Source organism: Salmonella sp. SJTUF15581 (assembly GCF_043356775.1).
In the GTDB taxonomy this organism is placed as follows: domain Bacteria; phylum Pseudomonadota; class Gammaproteobacteria; order Enterobacterales; family Enterobacteriaceae; genus Salmonella; species Salmonella enterica.
Genome location: NZ_JBEUJY010000004.1, coordinates 182441 through 203197, shown reverse-complemented (window position 1 = coordinate 203197; position 20757 = coordinate 182441). Strand labels below are relative to the sequence as shown.

Below are 20757 nucleotides of genomic sequence, written 5' to 3'. Positions count from 1 at the left end.
GGATTAACGGTGATATTACACCAGACAGGTTCATTCTCGCCGCGGCTGTGACAAAATAGCGGTTTTATCAGATAACGCCTGAGCCAGCCTGTGGAGAGTCCGATGCAGGATCGCAATTTTGATGACATTGCTGAAAAGTTTTCCCGTAACATTTACGGCACGACCAAAGGACAACTGCGGCAAGCCATTCTGTGGCAAGACCTGGATCGCGTGCTGGAGGAGATTGGCGGGCGAAAACTGCGGGTACTGGATGCCGGCGGCGGCGAAGGGCAAACGGCGATTAAGATGGCGGAACGCGGCCATCAGGTGACGTTATGCGATCTGTCTGGCGAAATGATCGCCCGCGCGCGGCAGGCGGCCGAGGCAAAAGGTGTGAGCAAAGACATGCATTTTATACAATGCCCGGCTCAGGACGTCGCTTCGCATTTGGAAAGCCCGGTTGATCTGATATTGTTTCATGCTGTGCTGGAGTGGGTAGCCGATCCTGTCGGCGTATTAGAAACGCTCTGGTCAGTATTGCGCCCTGGCGGCGCGCTGTCGTTGATGTTCTATAACGCTAACGGTTTGCTGATGCACAATATGGTGGCGGGTAATTTTGACTACGTGCAGGCGGGGATGCCTAAACGCAAGAAGCGCACGCTGTCGCCTGACTACCCGCGCGACCCCGCGCAGGTGTACCAGTGGCTGGAGGCGATTGGCTGGCAGATTACCGGTAAAACCGGCGTGCGTGTGTTTCATGATTATCTGCGTGAAAAACACCAGCAGCGTGACTGTTATGAGACCCTGGTCGAACTGGAAACGCGTTATTGCCGCCAGGAGCCGTATATTAGCCTTGGGCGCTACATTCATGTCACCGCGATTAAAAGCCCGGCGCTAGCCGCAGATGCAAGGATAACCTATGAGTGAATTTTCCCAGACAGTCCCCGAACTGGTTGCCTGGGCCAGAAAAAACGACTTTTCCATCTCGCTGCCGGTAGACAGACTTTCCTTTCTGCTGGCGGTCGCCACGTTGAACGGCGAACGCCTTGACGGCGAGATGAGTGAAGGCGAGCTGGTGGATGCATTCCGCCATGTGAGTGATGCGTTTGAGCAAACCAGCGAAACCATCGGCGTGCGCGCTAATAACGCGATTAACGATATGGTGCGTCAACGTCTGCTGAACCGCTTTACCAGCGAGCAGGCTGAAGGCAATGCGATTTACCGATTAACCCCGCTCGGGATTGGCATCACCGATTACTACATTCGTCAACGCGAATTCTCTACGCTGCGTCTTTCTATGCAGTTGTCGATTGTGGCCGGCGAATTGAAGCGCGCGGCGGATGCGGCAGCGGAGGGTGGCGATGAGTTCCACTGGCATCGCAACGTTTACGCGCCATTGAAATATTCGGTGGCGGAGATTTTCGACAGTATCGATCTCACCCAGCGCATCATGGATGAACAGCAGCAGCAGGTGAAAGATGATATCGCACAACTGCTGAATAAAGACTGGCGGGCGGCGATTTCCAGCTGTGAGCTGCTGCTTTCCGAAACGTCCGGTACGCTGCGCGAGTTGCAGGATACGCTGGAGGCGGCGGGCGATAAGCTGCAGGCTAACCTGCTGCGCATTCAGGATGCCACGATGACGCACGACGATCTGCATTTTGTCGACAGGCTGGTGTTTGACTTACAAAGTAAACTCGACCGCATTATCAGTTGGGGTCAGCAGTCTATTGATTTATGGATCGGCTACGATCGTCACGTGCATAAATTTATCCGTACCGCGATCGATATGGATAAAAACCGTGTCTTCGCCCAGCGGTTGCGCCAGTCCGTACAGACTTATTTTGACGATCCGTGGGCGCTAACCTACGCGAATGCCGATCGTCTGCTGGATATGCGCGATGAAGAGATGGCGTTGCGTGACGATGAAGTCACCGGGGAGTTGCCGCCGGATCTGGAATATGAAGAGTTTAACGAGATCCGCGAGCAGTTAGCGGCCATCATTGAAGAACAGCTGGCTATCTACAAAACCAGACAAACGCCACTGGATCTTGGGCTGGTGGTGCGCGAGTATCTGGCGCAATACCCGCGCGCGCGTCATTTCGACGTGGCGCGTATTGTTATCGATCAAGCGGTACGTCTTGGCGTAGCGCAAGCAGATTTCACCGGACTGCCAGCCAAATGGCAGCCGATTAATGATTACGGAGCCAAGGTACAGGCGCATGTCATTGACAAATATTGAACAAGTGATGCCGGTTAAGCTGGCGCAGGCGCTGGCGAATCCGTTATTTCCGGCGCTGGATAGCGCATTACGTTCGGGCCGCCACATTGGGCTGGACGAACTGGATAATCATGCCTTTCTGATGGATTTTCAGGAATACCTGGAAGAGTTTTACGCGCGTTATAACGTGGAGCTGATTCGCGCGCCGGAGGGGTTCTTCTACCTGCGTCCGCGTTCTACTACGCTTATCCCGCGCTCGGTGTTATCCGAACTGGATATGATGGTCGGTAAAATTCTCTGCTACCTCTATCTTAGCCCGGAGCGTCTGGCCAACGAAGGGATCTTTACTCAGCAGGAGTTGTACGACGAGCTGCTTACCCTTGCGGACGAAGCCAAACTGCTAAAGCTGGTGAATAACCGCTCGACGGGATCTGACGTTGATCGTCAGAAACTGCAGGAAAAGGTGCGTTCTTCTTTAAACCGCCTGCGTCGTTTGGGCATGGTATGGTTTATGGGCCACGACAGCAGCAAATTCCGCATTACCGAATCGGTCTTCCGCTTTGGCGCGGATGTCCGCGCCGGCGACGATCCTCGCGAGGCGCAGCGTCGTCTCATCCGCGACGGGGAAGCGATGCCCATTGAAAACCATCTGCAACTTAATGATGAGACCGAAGAGAGTCAGCCGGACAGTGGAGAGGAAGAATAATGATTGAACGCGGTAAATTTCGCTCGCTAACGCTGATTAACTGGAACGGTTTTTTTGCCCGCACTTTTGACCTGGATGAACTGGTCACGACGTTATCCGGGGGCAACGGCGCCGGGAAGTCCACGACGATGGCGGCGTTCGTCACGGCGCTGATCCCGGATCTTACATTACTGCACTTTCGTAACACCACGGAAGCCGGCGCCACCAGCGGTTCGCGCGATAAAGGTCTGCACGGTAAGCTGAAGGCGGGCGTCTGTTACTCCATGCTCGACACCATTAATTCCCGCCATCAGCGGGTGGTGGTCGGCGTGCGTCTGCAGCAGGTCGCTGGGCGCGATCGCAAAGTGGACATCAAACCGTTCGCTATCCAGGGGCTGCCGATGTCGGTACAGCCGACACAACTGGTGACGGAGACATTAAACGAACGTCAGGCGCGCGTACTGTCGCTTGCTGAGCTGAAAGACAAGCTTGACGAGATGGAAGGCGTGCAGTTTAAGCAGTTTAACTCCATCACCGATTATCATTCGCTGATGTTTGACTTAGGGATTATCGCCCGTCGTCTGCGCTCCGCTTCCGATCGTAGTAAATTCTATCGTTTGATAGAGGCCTCGCTGTACGGCGGGATCTCCAGCGCCATTACCCGGTCGCTACGCGATTATTTATTGCCGGAAAACAGCGGCGTGCGCAAGGCGTTCCAGGATATGGAGGCGGCGCTGCGCGAGAACCGACTCACGCTGGAAGCGATTCGTGTTACCCAATCCGATCGCGATCTGTTTAAGCATTTGATCAGCGAAGCCACCGATTATGTGGCGGCGGATTATATGCGCCACGCCAATGAGCGTCGGGTTCACCTTGATCAGGCGTTGGCGTTTCGACGCGAACTGTACACATCGCGCAAACAACTGGCGGCGGAGCAGTACAAGCACGTCGATATGGCCCGTGAGTTGGGCGAACATAACGGCGCCGAAGGTTCTCTTGAAGCGGATTACCAGGCGGCGAGCGATCACCTGAATCTGGTACAAACCGCGCTGCGCCAGCAGGAAAAAATTGAACGCTACGAAGCGGATCTTGAAGAGCTGCAGATTCGACTCGAAGAGCAAAACGAAGTGGTGGCGGAAGCCGCCGAAATGCAGGACGAAAATGAAGCGCGTGCCGAAGCCGCCGAGCTGGAAGTCGATGAACTCAAAAGCCAGCTTGCGGATTACCAGCAGGCGCTGGATGTACAGCAAACGCGCGCGATTCAGTATAACCAGGCGATATCAGCGCTTGCCCGCGCTAAAGAACTTTGTCATCTGCCGGATCTAACGCCGGAAAGCGCCGCCGAATGGCTGGATACTTTCCAGGCAAAAGAACAGGAAGCTACGGAAAAACTGCTGTCGTTGGAACAAAAAATGAGCGTGGCGCAAACCGCGCACAGTCAGTTTGAGCAGGCTTATCAGCTGGTAGCGGCGATCAACGGCCCGCTGGCGCGTAGCGAAGCCTGGGACGTGGCGCGCGAGCTGTTACGGGACGGCGTGAACCAGCGTCATCTGGCGGAACAGGTACAGCCGCTGCGGATGCGTCTGAGCGAACTGGAACAGCGACTGCGCGAGCAGCAAGAGGCGGAACGTCTGCTGGCGGAGTTCTGTAAGCGACAGGGCAAAAATTTTGATATTGACGAACTGGAAGCGCTGCATCAGGAGCTGGAAGCCCGCATCGCGTCCTTGTCTGAGAGCGTGTCGTCAGCCAGCGAACAGCGTATGGCCTTGCGTCAGGAGCAGGAGCAGCTTCAGTCGCGTATTCAACATCTGATGCGGCGTGCGCCCGTCTGGCTGGCGGCGCAAAACAGTCTGAACCAGCTTAGCGAACAGTGCGGCGAGGAGTTTACGTCCAGCCAGGAAGTGACCGAATACCTGCAACAGCTACTGGAGCGTGAGCGCGAAGCCATTGTCGAACGCGACGAAGTGGGCGCGCGTAAAAATGCGGTTGATGAAGAGATCGAACGTTTAAGCCAGCCGGGCGGCGCGGAAGACCAGCGTTTGAATGCGCTGGCGGAGCGTTTTGGCGGGGTACTGCTGTCGGAAATCTACGATGATGTCAGCCTTGAAGATGCGCCGTACTTTTCCGCACTGTATGGCCCGTCGCGCCATGCGATCGTCGTACCGGATTTATCGCAAATAGCCGAACAGCTTGAAGGTCTGACCGACTGCCCGGAAGATCTGTACCTGATCGAAGGCGATCCGCAGTCTTTTGATGACAGCGTATTCAGCGTTGACGAGCTGGAAAAGGCGGTGGTCGTGAAAATTGCCGACCGTCAGTGGCGTTATTCGCGTTTCCCGTCACTGCCTATTTTTGGCCGTGCGGCGCGCGAGAACCGTATTGAAAGTCTCCATGCGGAACGGGAAGTGCTTTCCGAGCGCTTTGCCACGCTCTCGTTTGACGTGCAGAAAACCCAGCGTTTGCACCAGGCGTTCAGCCGTTTTATCGGCAGCCACCTTTCCGTCGCTTTTGAGGACGATCCGGAAGCGGAAATTCGCCGACTGAACGGGCGTCGCGTCGAGCTGGAGCGCGCGCTGGCGACGCATGAAAGCGACAACCAGCAGCAGCGAATTCAGTTTGAGCAGGCGAAAGAGGGCGTTTCCGCGCTTAACCGTTTGCTGCCGCGGCTGAATTTATTGGCCGATGAAACGCTGGCTGATCGGGTCGATGAAATTCAGGAACGGTTGGATGAGGCTCAAGAAGCGGCGCGATTTGTGCAGCAATATGGCAACCAGTTAGCCAAACTGGAGCCGGTGGTTTCCGTTCTGCAAAGCGATCCGGAACAGTTTGAGCAGTTAAAAGAAGACTATGCATGGTCGCAGCAAATGCAGCGCGACGCGCGCCAGCAGGCTTTTGCGCTGGCTGAAGTCGTCGAACGTCGGGCGCATTTCAGCTATTCCGACTCGGCGGAAATGCTGAGCGGCAACAGCGATCTCAACGAAAAGCTGCGCCAGCGGCTGGAGCAGGCGGAAGCCGAGCGTACCCGCGCCCGCGAAGCGCTGCGCAGCCATGCCGCGCAGTTAAGTCAGTACAGCCAGGTCCTGGCCTCGCTAAAAAGCTCTTACGACACGAAAAAAGAGCTGCTTAACGATTTGCAGCGTGAATTACAGGATATTGGCGTTCGCGCCGACAGCGGGGCGGAAGAACGCGCCCGCCAGCGTCGCGATGAACTGCACGCCCAGTTGAGCAATAACCGTTCGCGTCGCAATCAGCTTGAGAAAGCGCTCACCTTCTGCGAAGCGGAGATGGAGAACCTGACCCGTAAGCTGCGCAAGCTGGAGCGTGATTATCATGAAATGCGCGAGCAGGTCGTGACCGCGAAAGCCGGCTGGTGCGCGGTCATGCGGATGGTGAAAGACAATGGCGTGGAACGCCGTCTGCACCGTCGTGAGCTGGCTTATCTGTCGGCGGATGAACTGCGCTCCATGTCGGATAAGGCGTTGGGCGCGCTGCGCCTGGCCGTCGCGGATAACGAACATCTGCGCGACGTATTGCGCCTGTCGGAAGATCCGAAACGCCCGGAACGTAAAATCCAGTTCTTTGTGGCCGTTTACCAGCATCTGCGCGAACGTATTCGTCAGGATATTATTCGTACCGACGATCCGGTTGAAGCCATTGAACAAATGGAGATTGAACTGAGCCGTCTGACGGAAGAGCTGACATCGCGTGAGCAAAAGCTGGCGATCAGTTCCCGCAGCGTGGCAAACATTATCCGCAAGACTATCCAGCGTGAGCAGAACCGTATCCGTATGCTGAACCAGGGGTTGCAAAGCGTCTCGTTTGGCCAGGTGAATAGCGTGCGGTTAAACGTCAACGTGCGTGAAACGCATGCCACCTTGCTGGATGTGCTTTCAGAACAGCAGGAGCAGCACCAGGATCTGTTTAACAGCAATCGTCTGACCTTCTCCGAAGCGCTGGCGAAACTGTACCAGCGTCTGAATCCGCAGATCGATATGGGGCAACGCACGCCGCAGACCATCGGCGAGGAGCTGCTGGACTACCGTAACTATCTGGAAATGGAAGTTGAAGTTAACCGTGGGTCCGACGGCTGGCTGCGTGCGGAATCCGGCGCGCTATCAACGGGGGAAGCTATCGGGACCGGGATGTCAATTCTGGTGATGGTGGTGCAAAGCTGGGAAGACGAAGCGCGCAGACTGCGCGGGAAAGATATTTCGCCATGTCGCCTGCTGTTCCTCGATGAAGCGGCGCGTCTGGATGCGCGCTCTATCGCCACGCTGTTTGAACTATGTGAACGTTTGCAGATGCAGCTCATCATCGCTGCGCCGGAAAACATCAGTCCGGAGAAGGGCACGACGTATAAACTGGTGCGTAAAGTGTTTCAGAATACTGAGCATGTTCATGTTGTCGGGCTGCGTGGCTTTGCGCCACAGCTTCCGGAAACGCTTCCCGGTACGCAGACGGAAGATACGCCTTCAGAAGCGAGTTAAACACGGCAGAAACGATGAAGTGCCCGATGGCGCCTCGCTTATCAGGCAAGGCCGGATAAGTCGGTTACGCCGCCATCCGGCACAACAAGTTCTGTTTTATCATTAGCCTGGGGCGGCGAAAGCCGCCTTTTTCTTTATCTGAAAAATCTCTCCGGGTAGTGCATTTTCTTTAAACTTCTTTACATTAGGTTAGGCAAAAACGTAACGAACTTTATATACTGGAGTTAAGCCTGACGAGTGAGCAGGCTGACTCGTCATACTAAACAAAAGCATTGGTTGCGGTTGACCCGCGCTGCGGGCAGCGCAGTCATGCGGAGTATGATAACGAAAACAGGGGGCAAGGGATGTTGCTTAATAAGATGTGTGGTCGTTGTCTGTCGGCAATCAGTTTATGCCTGGCCGTAACATTCGCTCCACTGTTCAATGCGCAGGCCGATGAGCCTGAAATGATACCTGGCGATAGCGCCGTTGCCGCGACGGATCAGGCTGGGCCGCAGAAGCAATCCGCCGCGACGGCGATTATGGCCGGGATTCAGCCGCTGCCGGAGGGCGTTTCAGCCGAGAAAGTCCGGGCTGATTTACAGTCGCAGCTTCCTTCCGGCTATACGCCGGTCTATATGAGCCAGCTGACATTGCTGTATGCCGCGCGCGACATGAAGCCCATGTGGGATAATCGCGATGCGGTGAAAGCCTTCCAGCAACAGTTGGCGGAGGTGGCGATTGCCGGATTCCAGCCGCAGTTTACCGCCTGGGTGGCATTGTTGACCGATCCCGCCGTAAACGGTATGGCGCGCGATGTTGTGTTGTCAGACGCCATGATGGGCTATCTCCATTTCATTGCGAATATCCCCGTCAAAGGCCAGCGCTGGTTATATAGCAACAAACCTTACGCATTGGCGACGCCGCCAGTCTCGGTGATTAACCAGTGGCAAATCGCGCTGGAAGAGGGCCAGTTGCCGATGTTTGTCGCCAGCCTGGCGCCGCAGCATCCACAGTATGCGCCCATGCATGACGCGTTGCTGAAGCTGGTGGCGGACTCTCGCCCGTGGCCGCAGTTGGCCAATACCGCGACGCTGCGCCCGGGGCAATGGAGTAACGATGTGCCTGCGCTGCGCGAAATATTACAGCGTACGGGGATGCTGGATGGCGGTCCAAAGATAGCCTTACCCGGCGATAACACTGCTGATAGCGCCGTCGTCAGCCCCTCCGCCGCGGTAGTCGAAACATCGGTGGCGCAGCCGGTCGACGAACAAACGGCCCGCCGTAGTAAGTCGGTTCCGGCGGCACGCGCCTACGATCGTGAACTGGTCGAGGCGGTAAAGCGTTTTCAGGCATGGCAAGGGCTGGGGGCGGATGGCGTTATTGGCCCGGCGACGCGTAACTGGCTTAATATGACCCCCGCGCAACGCGCAGGCGTACTGGCACTGAATATCCAGCGTTTACGCCTGCTGCCGGCGGAACTCTCTACCGGTATTATGGTAAACATTCCCGCTTATTCGCTGGTCTACTATCAGAATGGCAACCAGGTGCTGGCTTCAAGGGTGATCGTCGGGCGTCCCGATCGTAAAACGCCGATGATGAGCAGCGCGCTGAATAATGTGGTGGTGAACCCGCCGTGGAACGTTCCGCCCACGCTTGCGCGTAAAGACATTTTACCGAAGGTGTGGAATGACCCAGGCTATCTGGAGCGCCATGGCTACACCGTGATGCGCGGCTGGAACAGCAAAGAAGCGATCGATCCGTGGCAGGTTGACTGGGCCACCATTACGCCATCGAATCTTCCGTTCCGTTTCCAGCAGGCGCCAGGCGCGCACAATTCGCTGGGGCGTTATAAATTTAATATGCCGAGCTCAGATGCAATCTATCTGCACGATACGCCTAACCATACTCTCTTTCAGCGTGACGCCAGGGCGTTAAGTTCCGGCTGCGTGCGGGTCAATAAGGCCTCTGAACTGGCGAATATGCTCTTGCAGGATGCTGGCTGGAACGATGCGCGGATCTCAGGCGCCCTGAAGCAAGGCGACACGCGGTATGTCAATATCCGGCAGAACATTCCAGTAAATCTTTACTATCTGACCGCGTTTGTCGGCGCAGATGGACGTATGCAATATCGTACAGATATTTACAATTACGATCTCACAGCGCGATCCAGCGCACAAATTGTGCCAAAGGTTGAACAATTAATCAGGTAAATGAAGAAGTTCTGGTAAATATGTTGTCCTAATGTTTGGCTTCAACGGGGCGTTTCGCTGTAGACCCCCGTTGTGGCTGGGGGAGGGCCATCTTGACGCGGGCTTTATCGGCAGTTAAGGTGCCTTTCGTGCGCCAGAAGTGCATATACAACAACCTTTAAGTCGACCGGGCCGTTCAGAAGTCTGTGCCAGCCGGTATCATGTCTGCTTAAAGGTAGAAGTGTATTAACGATAACATTGACCTGTAGACCTGATTATCATGGACAAATTTGACGCTAATCGCCGCAAGCTGCTGGCGCTTGGTGGTGTCGCTCTCGGCGCCGCCATCCTGCCCGCGCCAGCGTTTGCCACACTCTCGACCCCACGCCCGCGCATTTTGACGTTAAACAATCTCCATACCGGAGAGTCAATCAAGGCGGAGTTTTTCGATGGAAGAGCCTACATTCAGGATGAATTAGCAAAGTTAAACCATTTTTTCCGTGACTATCGCGCGAATAAAGTCCGATCAATCGATCCCCGCCTGTTTGACCAACTTTACCGACTTCAGGGGCTGTTAGGGACGCGTAAACCTGTGCAGCTCATCTCAGGCTACCGTTCTCTTGATACCAATAATGAATTACGCGCCCGTAGCAGCGGCGTAGCGAAAAAAAGCTACCATACAAAAGGGCAGGCGATGGATTTTCATATTGAGGGCGTGGCGCTGAGCAATATTCGCAAAGCGGCGTTATCTATGCGCGCAGGTGGTGTAGGATATTACCCACGTAGTAACTTTGTGCATATTGATACCGGGCCGGCGCGGCACTGGTAATCAGCGAGGCTTAATCAAAGGAGCAGTATGAACTATCGTATTATTCCGGTCACCGCGTTCTCCCAGAACTGTTCATTAATCTGGTGCGAACAAACCCGGCTGGCGGCGCTGGTCGATCCGGGCGGCGACGCGGAAAAAATTAAACAGGAAGTGGACGCCAGCGGCGTGACGTTGATGCAAATTTTACTCACGCATGGGCATCTCGATCATGTCGGCGCGGCGAGTGAACTGGCGCAGCATTACGACGTTCCTGTTATCGGTCCGGAAAAAGAAGATGAGTTCTGGCTGCAAGGACTGCCGGCGCAAAGCCGCATGTTTGGTCTGGATGAGTGTCAGCCGCTGACGCCTGATCGCTGGCTGAACGACGGCGATCGCGTCAGCGTGGGGAATGTGACGTTACAGGTGTTACATTGTCCGGGACACACGCCGGGACACGTGGTTTTCTTTGATGAACAGTCGCAACTGCTGATCTCCGGCGATGTGATTTTCAAAGGTGGCGTCGGGCGCAGCGATTTTCCTCGCGGCGATCACACCCAGTTGATTGACGCCATTAAGCGTAAATTATTGCCGCTTGGCGATGATGTGACCTTTATTCCTGGCCACGGCCCGCTCTCTACGCTCGGGTACGAGCGTCTGCATAATCCCTTCCTGCAAGATGAGATGCCGGTCTGGTAAGCGGAATGAAAAAGCCTGCACATTGCAGGCTTTTTTATCGGTCACGCCAGTCGACAGTTTTTTATAGTACCGCGACAATGGCTTCGCACAGCGGCGCCATATTATCCGGGGTCATGCCCGCCACGTTCACGCGACCAGAAGCCACGGCATAAACGCCAAACTCTTCACGCAGACGCAGCACCTGATCTTTGGTCAGACCGCTGAATGAGAACATCCCGTTCTGCTTGATAATAAAGCTGAAGTCACGGTTCGCGCCTTTTTCCTGCAAGGTATTCACGAACAGTTGACGCATACGCTGAATACGCTGGCGCATGTCCGTCAGTTCCTGTTCCCAGATAGCGCGCAGGGCGTCATTACTCAGGATAGTCGCGACGATGGACGCGCCGTGCGCTGGTGGGTTGGAGTAGTTAGCGCGAATGGCGGATTTCATCTGGCTAAAAGCGCGATCCACGGTTTCCGCATCGGCGGCAACGAGGGTGCAGGCGCCGACGCGCTCATTATATAAGCCGAAGTTTTTGGAGTAGGAGCTGGCGACAATGAGCTCTTTATGCAGCGCGGCAAAGGCGCGCAGACCTTCCGCATCTTCTTCCAGGCCGCGGGCAAAGCCCTGGTAGGCGAAATCGAATAGCGGCAGCCACCCTTTTTCAACGGAAAGCTCAGCCAGAACCTGCCACTGTTCCAGAGTAGGGTCAATGCCGGTTGGGTTATGACAGCAACCGTGGAACAGAACCACATCGCCGGCCTGTGCTTCGCTCAGGCTGGCTTGTAGCGCTTCAAAATCCAGCGTGTGATTTTCCGCATCGTAGTAAGCGTACTCCCGAACTTCCAGGCCGGCAGCGTTAAACACGCTTTTGTGGTTCGGCCAGCTGGGGTTGCTCACCCACACCCGTTTTACCGGAGTATTTTTTGCTAAAAAGTCGGCGGCAATGCGTAACGCGCCGGTACCGCCCGGCGTTTGCGCCGTGCGTGCGCGCTTATCGTTAATCAGCGCGCTGCCTTTGCCGAACAGCAGTTCCTGAGTGCAGCGAGCAAATTCTGGAATCCCGTCAATGCCGAGATAGTTTTTCGTCGTTTCATTTTCCAGTAAATACTGCTCGGCTTTTTTAACGCTGGTGAGCACCGGTGTTTTGCCGGTTTCATCTTTATATACGCCAATGCCAAGGTTAATTTTCCCTGGACGGTCATCGGCGCGAAACAGATCGGTCAGGCCCAAAATCGGGTCGGCAGGAGCGGCGGTTATGTTCTCAAACATGACGAGGTTCCATTATAGTTACAGAAGGGAAATCCGCTATCAGGTTAACGGCAGATTTACAAAATGCCAACCGTTAGCGCTAAAAAGCCCGCCTGTTTTTGAAAGACGCACATTTTCTCTAAGAGAGATAAAAAAACAGGACCGAAGTCCTGTTTTTGAGGCATAAAACAAAGGGGTCTGCTGATCAGAACTGGTAAGTAATACCGACAGCCGCCTGATCGTCGGTGCCAACGTAGCTGGAGCTGTAGTCGTTTTCGTCCAGCAGGTTGAAACGGTAGTCAACCCATACGTTCATGTTTTTGTTGAAGTAGTAAGTCGCGCCTGCCTGAATATATTTCGCCAGATCGGCCGAGCCGTCGGCGCCGTTCAACTGCTTACCTTTACTCTGCACATACGAGATTGCCGGACGCAGGCCGAAGTCAAACTGGTACTGAGCGACCACTTCCAGGTTCTGCGTTTTGTTTGCCATTTCCACGGTATCGGTAACCGTATTTTCAACAATGCTCATATTGCGGGTTTCAGCATATACGGCAGCCAGGTAGACGTTGTTTGCATCATATTTCGCGCCAACGGCCCATGACTCTGCGCGATCGCCATTACCATCGCGATCCTGCTGATCGTTAGTACGCTTGCTGTTGCTGTACGCTGCGGTGACGCCAAAGCCGTCGAACTCATATGCCATGGTGTAACCTACGCCATCGCCATTCTGAGAGTTAATGCTGTGGTTGTCCTGATTTTTACCCTGATACTGGATACCGAAAGAGAGACCGTCCACCAGACCAAAGAAGTCAGAGTTACGGTAGGTCAACAAACCGCCAGCACGGCTGGTCATGTAGTTATCAGTATAGGCGCCGCCCCAGGTTTCGCCGGAGAAGTAGGGGGCCATATCGGTATAGGATTCAACATCGTAAACGATACCGTAGTTACGACCATAATCGATTGAACCCACTTCCGCGTATTTCAAACCCGCGAAAGCCAGACGGACCAGATTCGAGTTCTGCTGTTCGCCTTCAGCGCGGTCTGCTTTAGTACGGTATTCCCACTGACCGAAACCGGTCAGATCGGTGTTAATCTGCGTTTCCCCTTTAAAACCAATCTGGGCATAAGTCTGGTCGGCATTTTTGCTATCGCCGGTCGTTGTCCATACGTGACGACCCACGGCTTTACCGTACAGATCCAGCTTATTACCATCTTTATTATAAATTTCTGCTGCGTTTGCGGTTGCAGCAGCCAGCAGGGCAGGGATCACCGCTGCCAGGATTTTGCGCTTCATCATTATTTATTACCCTCATTGGTTTTTTTATATGACACCTGCCACTGCCGTCAATAAATTCCGTCAATAAAACTTTACAGAAATATTGATGAGAGTTTGGTGTCTTTATGTGTCTGACAGGCATCTTTCCATTCAAACTAACGTTTCGCTACCGTGAAAGTGCTACAAATATAAAGATTTAGTTTCAAAAGGAAAGAGTATGTAAACAAATGTTATTTTCGCGGAACTTTGTGAACAACGTCAAACTTCCCCTGAGTACTCGCTTTGATTTGATCGTTTTTCTTTTATCGCTATGATTTTATTGTAATTATTCGTTTGCAGAACCGTTGTGCCTGAAAAAGCAGCAGACGAGCTATTTCATAAAATAGCCATTTAGAAGTCTTGATGTCCGAAATTGTGGTGAAAAATTGTGCTATTAGAGCAGAAAAATCTAATCCGCAATAAAATTAAGGATTAATTTTTATGTGTAAATATTTTCGTGAAATATACAGTAACAAGATGTGGTAATTCAGAGGGTTGTAATTAAATTTATTTACTTATTGATAATAAAACTGACATTCAGGCGAAAAAAAAGGCCAGCATAGCTGGCCTTGAGTGTGACGTAAAAATCAGAAGCTGGCGTTGCGTGGGGTCCGTGGGAACGGAATAACATCGCGCACGTTTTGCACACCCGTGACGTAAGCGATAAGGCGTTCAAAGCCCAGGCCAAAGCCGGAATGCGGTACAGTACCGTAGCGACGCAAGTCGCGATACCACCAGTAATCCTCTTTATTCAGCCCCATTTCGGCCATACGGGCATCCAGCACATCCAGACGCTCTTCACGCTGGGAACCACCGATGATTTCGCCGATTCCCGGCGCCAGCACATCCATGGCCGCCACGGTTTTGCCATCTTCGTTAAGGCGCATGTAAAACGCTTTAATTTCTTTCGGATAGTTTTTCACCACTACCGGCGCTTTGAAATGCTCTTCCGCCAGATAACGTTCGTGTTCGGAAGAGAGGTCGACGCCCCAGAACACCGGGTTTTCAAATGTCTTACCACAGCGTTCCAGAATGGCGACCGCATCGGTGTAATCCACCTGAGCGAAGTCGGTGGAGACAAAACGCTCCAGACGAGCGATAGCGTCTTTATCCACGCGTTCGGCAAAGAACTTCATATCATCCGCACGCTCTTCCAGAACCGCCTTGAAGACATATTTCAGCATGGCTTCCGCCAGACGGGCGTTGTCTTCCAGATCGGCGAATGCCACTTCCGGCTCCAGCATCCAGAACTCCGCCAGGTGGCGGCTGGTGTTGGAATTTTCCGCGCGGAAGGTCGGCCCAAAAGTATAGATTTTGGACAGCGCACAGGCATACGTTTCACCGTTGAGCTGGCCGGAGACGGTCAGGAATGATTCTTTGCCAAAAAAGTCTTTGTCAAAATCTACTCTGCCCTGGTCATTACGCGGCAGGTTTTCCAGATCCAACGTTGAGACGCGGAACATTTCGCCAGCGCCTTCGGTATCGGAAGCGGTAATCAGCGGGGTAGAGACCCAAAAGAAACCCTGCTCATCGAAGAAGCGATGCAGCGCCTGCGCCAGCGTATGGCGGACACGCGCTACCGCGCCAATCAGGTTGGTGCGCGGGCGCAGATGCGCGACCTCACGCAGATACTCAATGCTATGGCGTTTTGCCGCCATCGGGTAGGTATCCGGATCTTCCACCCAGCCTGCGACCTCTACTTTCGTGGCCTGGATTTCGAAACTTTGCCCCTGTCCCGGCGACGCGACAACCTTACCTGTTACTACTACGGAGCAGCCTGTCGTCAGGTGTAATACTTCTTCATTATAATTGGGCAGAGAATTATTAATGACAGCCTGTACAGGATCAAAGCAGGAGCCGTCATAAACGGCGAGGAAGGAGATGCCAGCTTTTGAATCTCGGCGGGTACGCACCCATCCGCGCACGGTGACTTCTTGGTCAACGGCTACGCGGCCCTGGAGTACGTCGGCTACAGGCACAACGCTCATAATATTCTCTCTAGTTAATAGTCGGAAAAAATAAACACTTGTCCACCCGAAATGGGGGTATTCCTATGTTACCTGGCATCTGCAATCAGACAAGCAGAAATCGCATCTGGAAGCAGGTTTTCAGAAAGAAACCTGTAAAAAGTTCGCACCTGCTCGCGAACCATTGAGAATTTAGGCTGGTTTTGCAAGCTTTGCGCACGTTACTCGATCAGGACGCGCATCTCTTGCTTGGCGTTTTGCATCACGACAATCGTTTTAAAAGACTTAATATTGCCTGAGGAAAAGAAAAGCTCACGGGTAAGCGCTTCATATTCCGCCATGTCACGAACATTGAGCACCAGTAAAAAGTCGAAATCGCCCGTTACGTAGTAGACCTGCTGCACCTGCGGGCAACTGACAAACCGTTGACGAGCCTCTTCCAGTAAATTGAATCGCTCGTTTTCGATCACCACCTGCACCACAATCGTGACCGGGCGTCCCACTTTGCCAGCATCAATAAGGCTGACATTGCCTTTAATTATGCCCGCCTCCTCCAGTGCCGCGATACGACGATTCACTGCCGAAGGGGAAAGATTGACCTGTTCGGCGATTTCCCGCTGAGAAAGACGATTATCGCGCTGCAATAATGTCAGAATGTTTTTATCCCAGGCGTCAAGCTTCATATCGCAAATAACCTCTTTAATGTGATGACTATCACTGTGCGCAATTTTGCCGCGTCAAGGCCGTTAAAAAAAGGTGAAAATTGCACGACGATGGGCATTTTCGCGCCATTTAACAGCAATAAGCATAGTACTATCATAATCAGCGGAATAAAGAAAAGGACGTAATAGATATTGTGCGACTCTTTTATCAGTACGGTTTATTAAAGTGAGGATAACCACTACTACAGCCACAAAACGCGAGTTCTTTACTTGTTTCTACTCAATAATTGCCAAAAACATATTATTTCAATAAATAAACTTTAACAAAAGGTATCATTATGCATGAGCTTATTAAATACCAGTTTAATACACGTCGGAAAAAATATGGTACAGGAGCGGCCTTAAGTTTGCTTAACGGAAATGTTGGGCGTGAGGTGTTAGCATTTCATAAAAAATTACCCAATTATGCCGTTACGCCGTTACATAATCTGGCGCATCTAAGCCGGCGGCTTGGACTAGGGTCCATCCATATTAAAGATGAGTCCTGGCGTTTTGGCCTGAATGCTTTTAAAGGTCTGGGCGGCTCTTATGCTGTAGGAAAATATCTCGCTGATAAATTGCAATGTGATATTAACTCGTTAAGTTTTGCTGCCCTTAACACTCCTGAGATTAAAGAAAAAATTAAAGATTGTGTTTTTGTTACCGCGACGGATGGCAATCATGGCCGTGGTGTGGCGTGGGCAGCGGAGCAATTAGGTCTAAAAGCCGTCGTTTATATGCCTAAAGGATCATCGTTAATCCGGGCAGAGAATATTCGCCATCATGGAGCTGAATGCACCATCACCGATCTGAACTACGATGATGCAGTGCGACTGGCCCATAGAATGGCGCAAACAAAAGGCTGGGTGCTTTTGCAGGATACAGCCTGGACAGGGTATGAAGAGATCCCAACGTGGATTATGCAAGGCTATATGACACTAGCGGTTGAAGCTTATGAGCAGCTCGCAGAAACAAACAGTCCGTTGCCAACCCATCTTATTTTGCAAGCGGGGGTGGGATCGTTTGCTGGCAGTGTTATGGGTTATTTTGTTGAAAAAATGCAGGAAAATATCCCTAATATTATTGTGGTTGAGCCGCATCAGGCCAACTGTCTTTATCAATCCGCAGTTATGGATGATGGTCAACCTCACTGCGTCACTGGCGATATGGCGACGATAATGGCCGGGCTTGCGTGTGGGGAGCCGAATATTATCAGTTGGCCTATTATTCGGGACAACACCAGTTGTTTTATTTCCGCTGATGACTGTCTGGCGGCTAAGGGTATGCGTATTTCTGCCGCGCCGCGTCCAGGTACGGATACGCCTTTTATTTCCGGCGAGTCCGGAGCTATTGGCGTAGGGTTACTTTATGAGTTAATGAACAATATGCATTATCAGGATCTTGCTAATCGCTTACAGCTTGATGCCAGTGCTCATGTTCTGCTTATTAGCACCGAAGGCGATACGTCCCCAGATATTTATGAAGATATAGTCTGGAACGGACGCAGTGCTTAAACATTACGACTAAAAAATTAGATAATAAAGGCAGCATGTAAAAATCGCGTTTTTTATACGCATAATAAACCTAATGCAGGAAGCAAAACTTCATAACAATATACCATTAAAACGGCATTTAGTGAGTAAGGGATGCTCCTACCCGCTGACTTTCCAGTTTAGTGTTGTTGGCAAAATTCAGGATTACGCTGAACTGGAAAGATTATTTCTGAGACTGAACGAATTAATTTAAATCCGAGGTCATTATGTTAGAGCAACTTTCACAACTCTTTGAATTTCTATGGGGTGGCCCATTATTTTTGTGTGTCATCGGCATTGGCTTTTATTTTACAGTACGCCTCAAATTTTTCCAGATTATCAATTTAAAAGAAATTTACCGTAATACAATTGGTACACTTGCCGGAAAAAATAAACAAAACACTACTGGCGAGGTAGCGTCTAAAAAATCCTTAAAATCAATAGAGGTGGCTGCCACTGTGCTATCCGGCTCATTAGGCGCGGGAACGATCGCAGGTGTTGCTGCGGCTATTGCGGTTGGCGGACCTGGGGCAATTTTCTGGATGTGGATCATTGCGGTCGTGGGTATGATGACCAAAATGGTTGAAGTGACGCTGGCGGTGAAATACCGAAGTAAAGGTGAGAATGGCGAATATTATGGCGGCCCAATGCATTATATTAAGAAAGGGCTCAATAAAAAATGGCATCCCCTGGCAGGATTATATGCGTTTGCATTAATGATTCTGGTTATTACGGATGCCTGTTTTGTGCAAACTAATACGATGGCGGCGGTCATTCACTATACGTTTGACATCCCAACAAGCGTCATTGGGGGATTTATTGTCATCGTAGGCGCGTTGGTTATTTTAAAAGGACTCTCCAGTCTTGGTAAATTCTGTACGATTGCACTTCCACCGATCACCATTGCCTATTTCATTGGTGCCGCTGGTGTAGTGGTATTGAATATCGAGGCTATCCCACAGGTTATAAAAAGTATTTTCTATTATGCCTTTGCCCCTGCGCCAGCAGCCGGTGGCTTTGTCGGGTCAACCATCATGATGGCCATCAGTAAAGGAGCCAGTCGCGGAATATTCACTAACGAAGCCGGCATGGGTACCTCGGCCACAGTACATGCTACTGCCAACGTGGATTACGCTTTCCGTCAGGGAATGTGGGGGGCAGTGGAAGTATTTTTTGTCTCAATGATTACCTGTAACTTTACCGCATTTGCTGTACTTGCTTCTGGTATGTGGACAGACGCCAGTTATCAAGGTATTCAGATTATCTTTGCCGCCTTAAAAGAAACATGGCATCCGATTATTGTTCAGTTTCTCTGTCTCGGTGTGGCGTTGATTCTGTTTACTTCTTATCTTGGTTCATATATTAAATTTCGCACTTCGATAAACTATATTTTTGGCGACAAGCTAGAACGCATTATTAAATGGCTATATTTTTTGCCGCCACTGATTGCCGTTAATATGGAAATCCCGGTAATCTGGTTAATGGCTGATATTGCTGTCGGTTTTCTGGTTATCCCCAACGTAATTGCTCTGTTCTTGCTGCGTAAAGAATTTATTAGCGAATTCAATATATTCAGAACGCGTACACAGCGGGACACTAATTCTGAAAAAACAACGCAAATTACGCACGTAAATATGTCGAAGAGTGAAGGGGAAGAATAGTCACCATCGCGGGCAGAACAGGTAAAATGGTCAGAAGAGTAACAAAGCGCCCACTTTCCGGGCGCTTCGCACAGGCATGGTTAACTTGCTTTACGCACCTGCGGGAGATCGAACGCTTTACGCAGCGCGCGCACAAACGCTTTATCATGACAGATCGTTTTACCGGGGCTGTCGGAAAGTTTAGCCACCGGCTTTCCGTTACATTCCACGAGTTTAATCACGATATTGAGCGGTTTTACCTGAGGGATATCGCAGGTCAGGCGGGTACCGATGCCGAAGCTTAACTGCACGCGAGAGGCGAAATGGCGATAGAGCTCGACCGCCTTTGGCAGATCAAGGTTATCTGAAAAGACCAGCGTTTTTGTCAGCGGATCAATCCCCAGCTTTTCATAATGGGCAATCGCCTTTTCGCCCCATGCGACAGGGTCTCCTGAGTCGTGGCGTAACCCCTGATAACGGCTGGCGAATTCAATGCCGAAATCGCGTAAAAACGCATCCATTGTAATGCAATCTGTCAATGCGATACCAAGCTGGTCCGGATATTCGTTAAGCCAGGCGGCCAACGCGGCACGCTGACTGGTCGCCAGGTCCGGACTGATTTGTTGATGCGCCTGGAACCATTCGTGCGCCTGAGTGCCCATCGGCGTCAGCGCCAGGCGACGCGCGAGATCATAGTTGCTGGTGCCGACGAACCATGACTCCTGCTGGAGACGTTTAACTATCGCCTGCTGCACTTCACGAGAGAAACGGCGGCGGGTGCCGAAGTCCATCAGGTGGAAGCGGGACATATCGAGATTGGCGGTTAACGCAGTGAAATCAACCAGCTTACTTTCCAGCGCGTCGAGCGCCTGATCAACGCCCGCGTTTGGCGAGCGGTAGTGATGAACCAGCTCACTGATCACGGCCAGCAGCGGCACTTCCCACATAATGACTTCACGCCACGGGCCGGTTAAGCGAATATGCAGCTTGCCGTTATCGTTGGTGACACAGACTTGAGCTGGGTTATAGCGAAACTCGCGTAACCAGTTCAGATAATCCGGTTTAAAAAAGGGCAGGCCGGAGAGCCACTGGAACTCGTCCTCCTGGAGGCGCAGGTGCTGCATCGCGTCCACCTGCTCGCGAATAGCATCGGCATAAATACCCAGCAGGTCGTCGCCACGGCAACGAAACTCAGCCGCTACCTGCACATCATAGTAGTGGTGAAAAACGGCTTGCTGCATATGCAACTTATAAGCATCTGTATCCAGCAACGAGTGCAGAACAGGAGAAGCGAATTGTGTCATAGGTGCGCTGTTGCGTCCTC

At 52.1% G+C, this 20757-nt stretch carries 14 protein-coding genes; 9 read left to right on the top strand and 5 right to left on the bottom strand.

What is annotated here, in order from left to right; all coding sequences use genetic code 11:
- Positions 1–102: 102 nt before the first annotated feature.
- The 7 genes from cmoM to ABVN36_RS10000 all read left to right on the top strand — a co-directional run bounded on the left by cmoM (position 103) and on the right by ABVN36_RS10000 (position 11047).
- The gene (cmoM, locus tag ABVN36_RS10030) at positions 103–906 is read left to right on the top strand and encodes a tRNA uridine 5-oxyacetic acid(34) methyltransferase CmoM (protein ID WP_001154025.1); all 804 of its coding nucleotides are present in this window, start codon (positions 103–105) and stop codon (positions 904–906) included.
- Positions 899–2221, top strand: coding sequence for a chromosome partition protein MukF (gene mukF, locus ABVN36_RS10025; RefSeq protein ID WP_001288828.1), 1323 nt, complete (start codon positions 899–901; stop codon positions 2219–2221). Before cmoM ends, mukF begins: the two co-directional genes overlap by 8 nt.
- Complete coding sequence (gene mukE / locus ABVN36_RS10020; protein WP_000060025.1) at positions 2202–2906, top strand: chromosome partition protein MukE; 705 nt, start codon at positions 2202–2204, stop codon at positions 2904–2906. Before mukF ends, mukE begins: the two co-directional genes overlap by 20 nt.
- Positions 2906–7372: a chromosome partition protein MukB gene (gene mukB / locus ABVN36_RS10015; protein ID WP_023138536.1), complete on the top strand. Its 4467-nt coding sequence runs from the start codon at positions 2906–2908 to the stop codon at positions 7370–7372. The genes mukE and mukB overlap by 1 nt, the downstream gene beginning before the upstream one ends.
- A 344-nt stretch (positions 7373–7716) precedes the next feature.
- Positions 7717–9564 (top strand): L,D-transpeptidase, encoded by a 1848-nt coding sequence (ldtD, locus tag ABVN36_RS10010; RefSeq protein ID WP_000925876.1) that lies wholly within the window; start codon positions 7717–7719, stop codon positions 9562–9564.
- Between the two features lie 259 nt (positions 9565–9823).
- Positions 9824–10372, top strand: a complete 549-nt coding sequence (locus ABVN36_RS10005) for a YcbK family protein (RefSeq protein ID WP_000357052.1) — start codon at positions 9824–9826, stop codon at positions 10370–10372.
- A gap of 27 nt (positions 10373–10399) precedes the next feature.
- Entirely contained in the window at positions 10400–11047 is a 648-nt protein-coding gene (locus ABVN36_RS10000; RefSeq protein ID WP_023138535.1) for an MBL fold metallo-hydrolase, read from the top strand.
- 61 nt (positions 11048–11108) lie between these two features.
- Here ABVN36_RS10000 and aspC read toward each other — a convergent pair whose 3' ends face one another.
- The 4 genes from aspC to ABVN36_RS09980 all read right to left on the bottom strand — a co-directional run bounded on the left by aspC (position 11109) and on the right by ABVN36_RS09980 (position 16243).
- Positions 11109–12299 carry an aspartate transaminase gene (gene aspC / locus ABVN36_RS09995; RefSeq protein WP_000462706.1) on the bottom strand — a complete coding sequence of 397 codons (1191 nt, stop codon included), beginning with the start codon at positions 12297–12299 and terminating at the stop codon, positions 11109–11111.
- Between the two features lie 184 nt (positions 12300–12483).
- Entirely contained in the window at positions 12484–13575 is a 1092-nt protein-coding gene (gene ompF, locus ABVN36_RS09990) for a porin OmpF (RefSeq protein ID WP_000977709.1), read from the bottom strand.
- 605 nt (positions 13576–14180) lie between these two features.
- On the bottom strand, positions 14181–15581 hold the full coding sequence (gene asnS, locus ABVN36_RS09985) for an asparagine--tRNA ligase (protein WP_000117867.1): 1401 nt from the start codon (positions 15579–15581) through the stop codon (positions 14181–14183).
- A gap of 200 nt (positions 15582–15781) precedes the next feature.
- Positions 15782–16243 (bottom strand): Lrp/AsnC family transcriptional regulator, encoded by a 462-nt coding sequence (locus ABVN36_RS09980; protein WP_000762342.1) that lies wholly within the window; start codon positions 16241–16243, stop codon positions 15782–15784.
- Between the two features lie 317 nt (positions 16244–16560).
- Here ABVN36_RS09980 and dpaL point away from each other — a divergent pair, with 317 nt between their 5' ends.
- Together dpaL and ABVN36_RS09970 are read left to right on the top strand one after the other, a co-directional pair.
- A complete protein-coding gene (gene dpaL, locus ABVN36_RS09975; protein ID WP_000544857.1) occupies positions 16561–17775 on the top strand; it encodes a diaminopropionate ammonia-lyase in 1215 nt (404 codons plus the stop codon).
- 245 nt (positions 17776–18020) lie between these two features.
- Positions 18021–19454: a sodium:alanine symporter family protein gene (locus ABVN36_RS09970; RefSeq protein ID WP_023138534.1), complete on the top strand. Its 1434-nt coding sequence runs from the start codon at positions 18021–18023 to the stop codon at positions 19452–19454.
- Positions 19455–19534: 80 nt separating this feature from the next.
- Here the strand turns inward: ABVN36_RS09970 and pncB are convergent, their stop codons facing one another.
- Positions 19535–20737, bottom strand: a complete 1203-nt coding sequence (gene pncB / locus ABVN36_RS09965) for a nicotinate phosphoribosyltransferase (protein ID WP_021294195.1) — start codon at positions 20735–20737, stop codon at positions 19535–19537.
- Positions 20738–20757 lie beyond the last annotated feature (20 nt).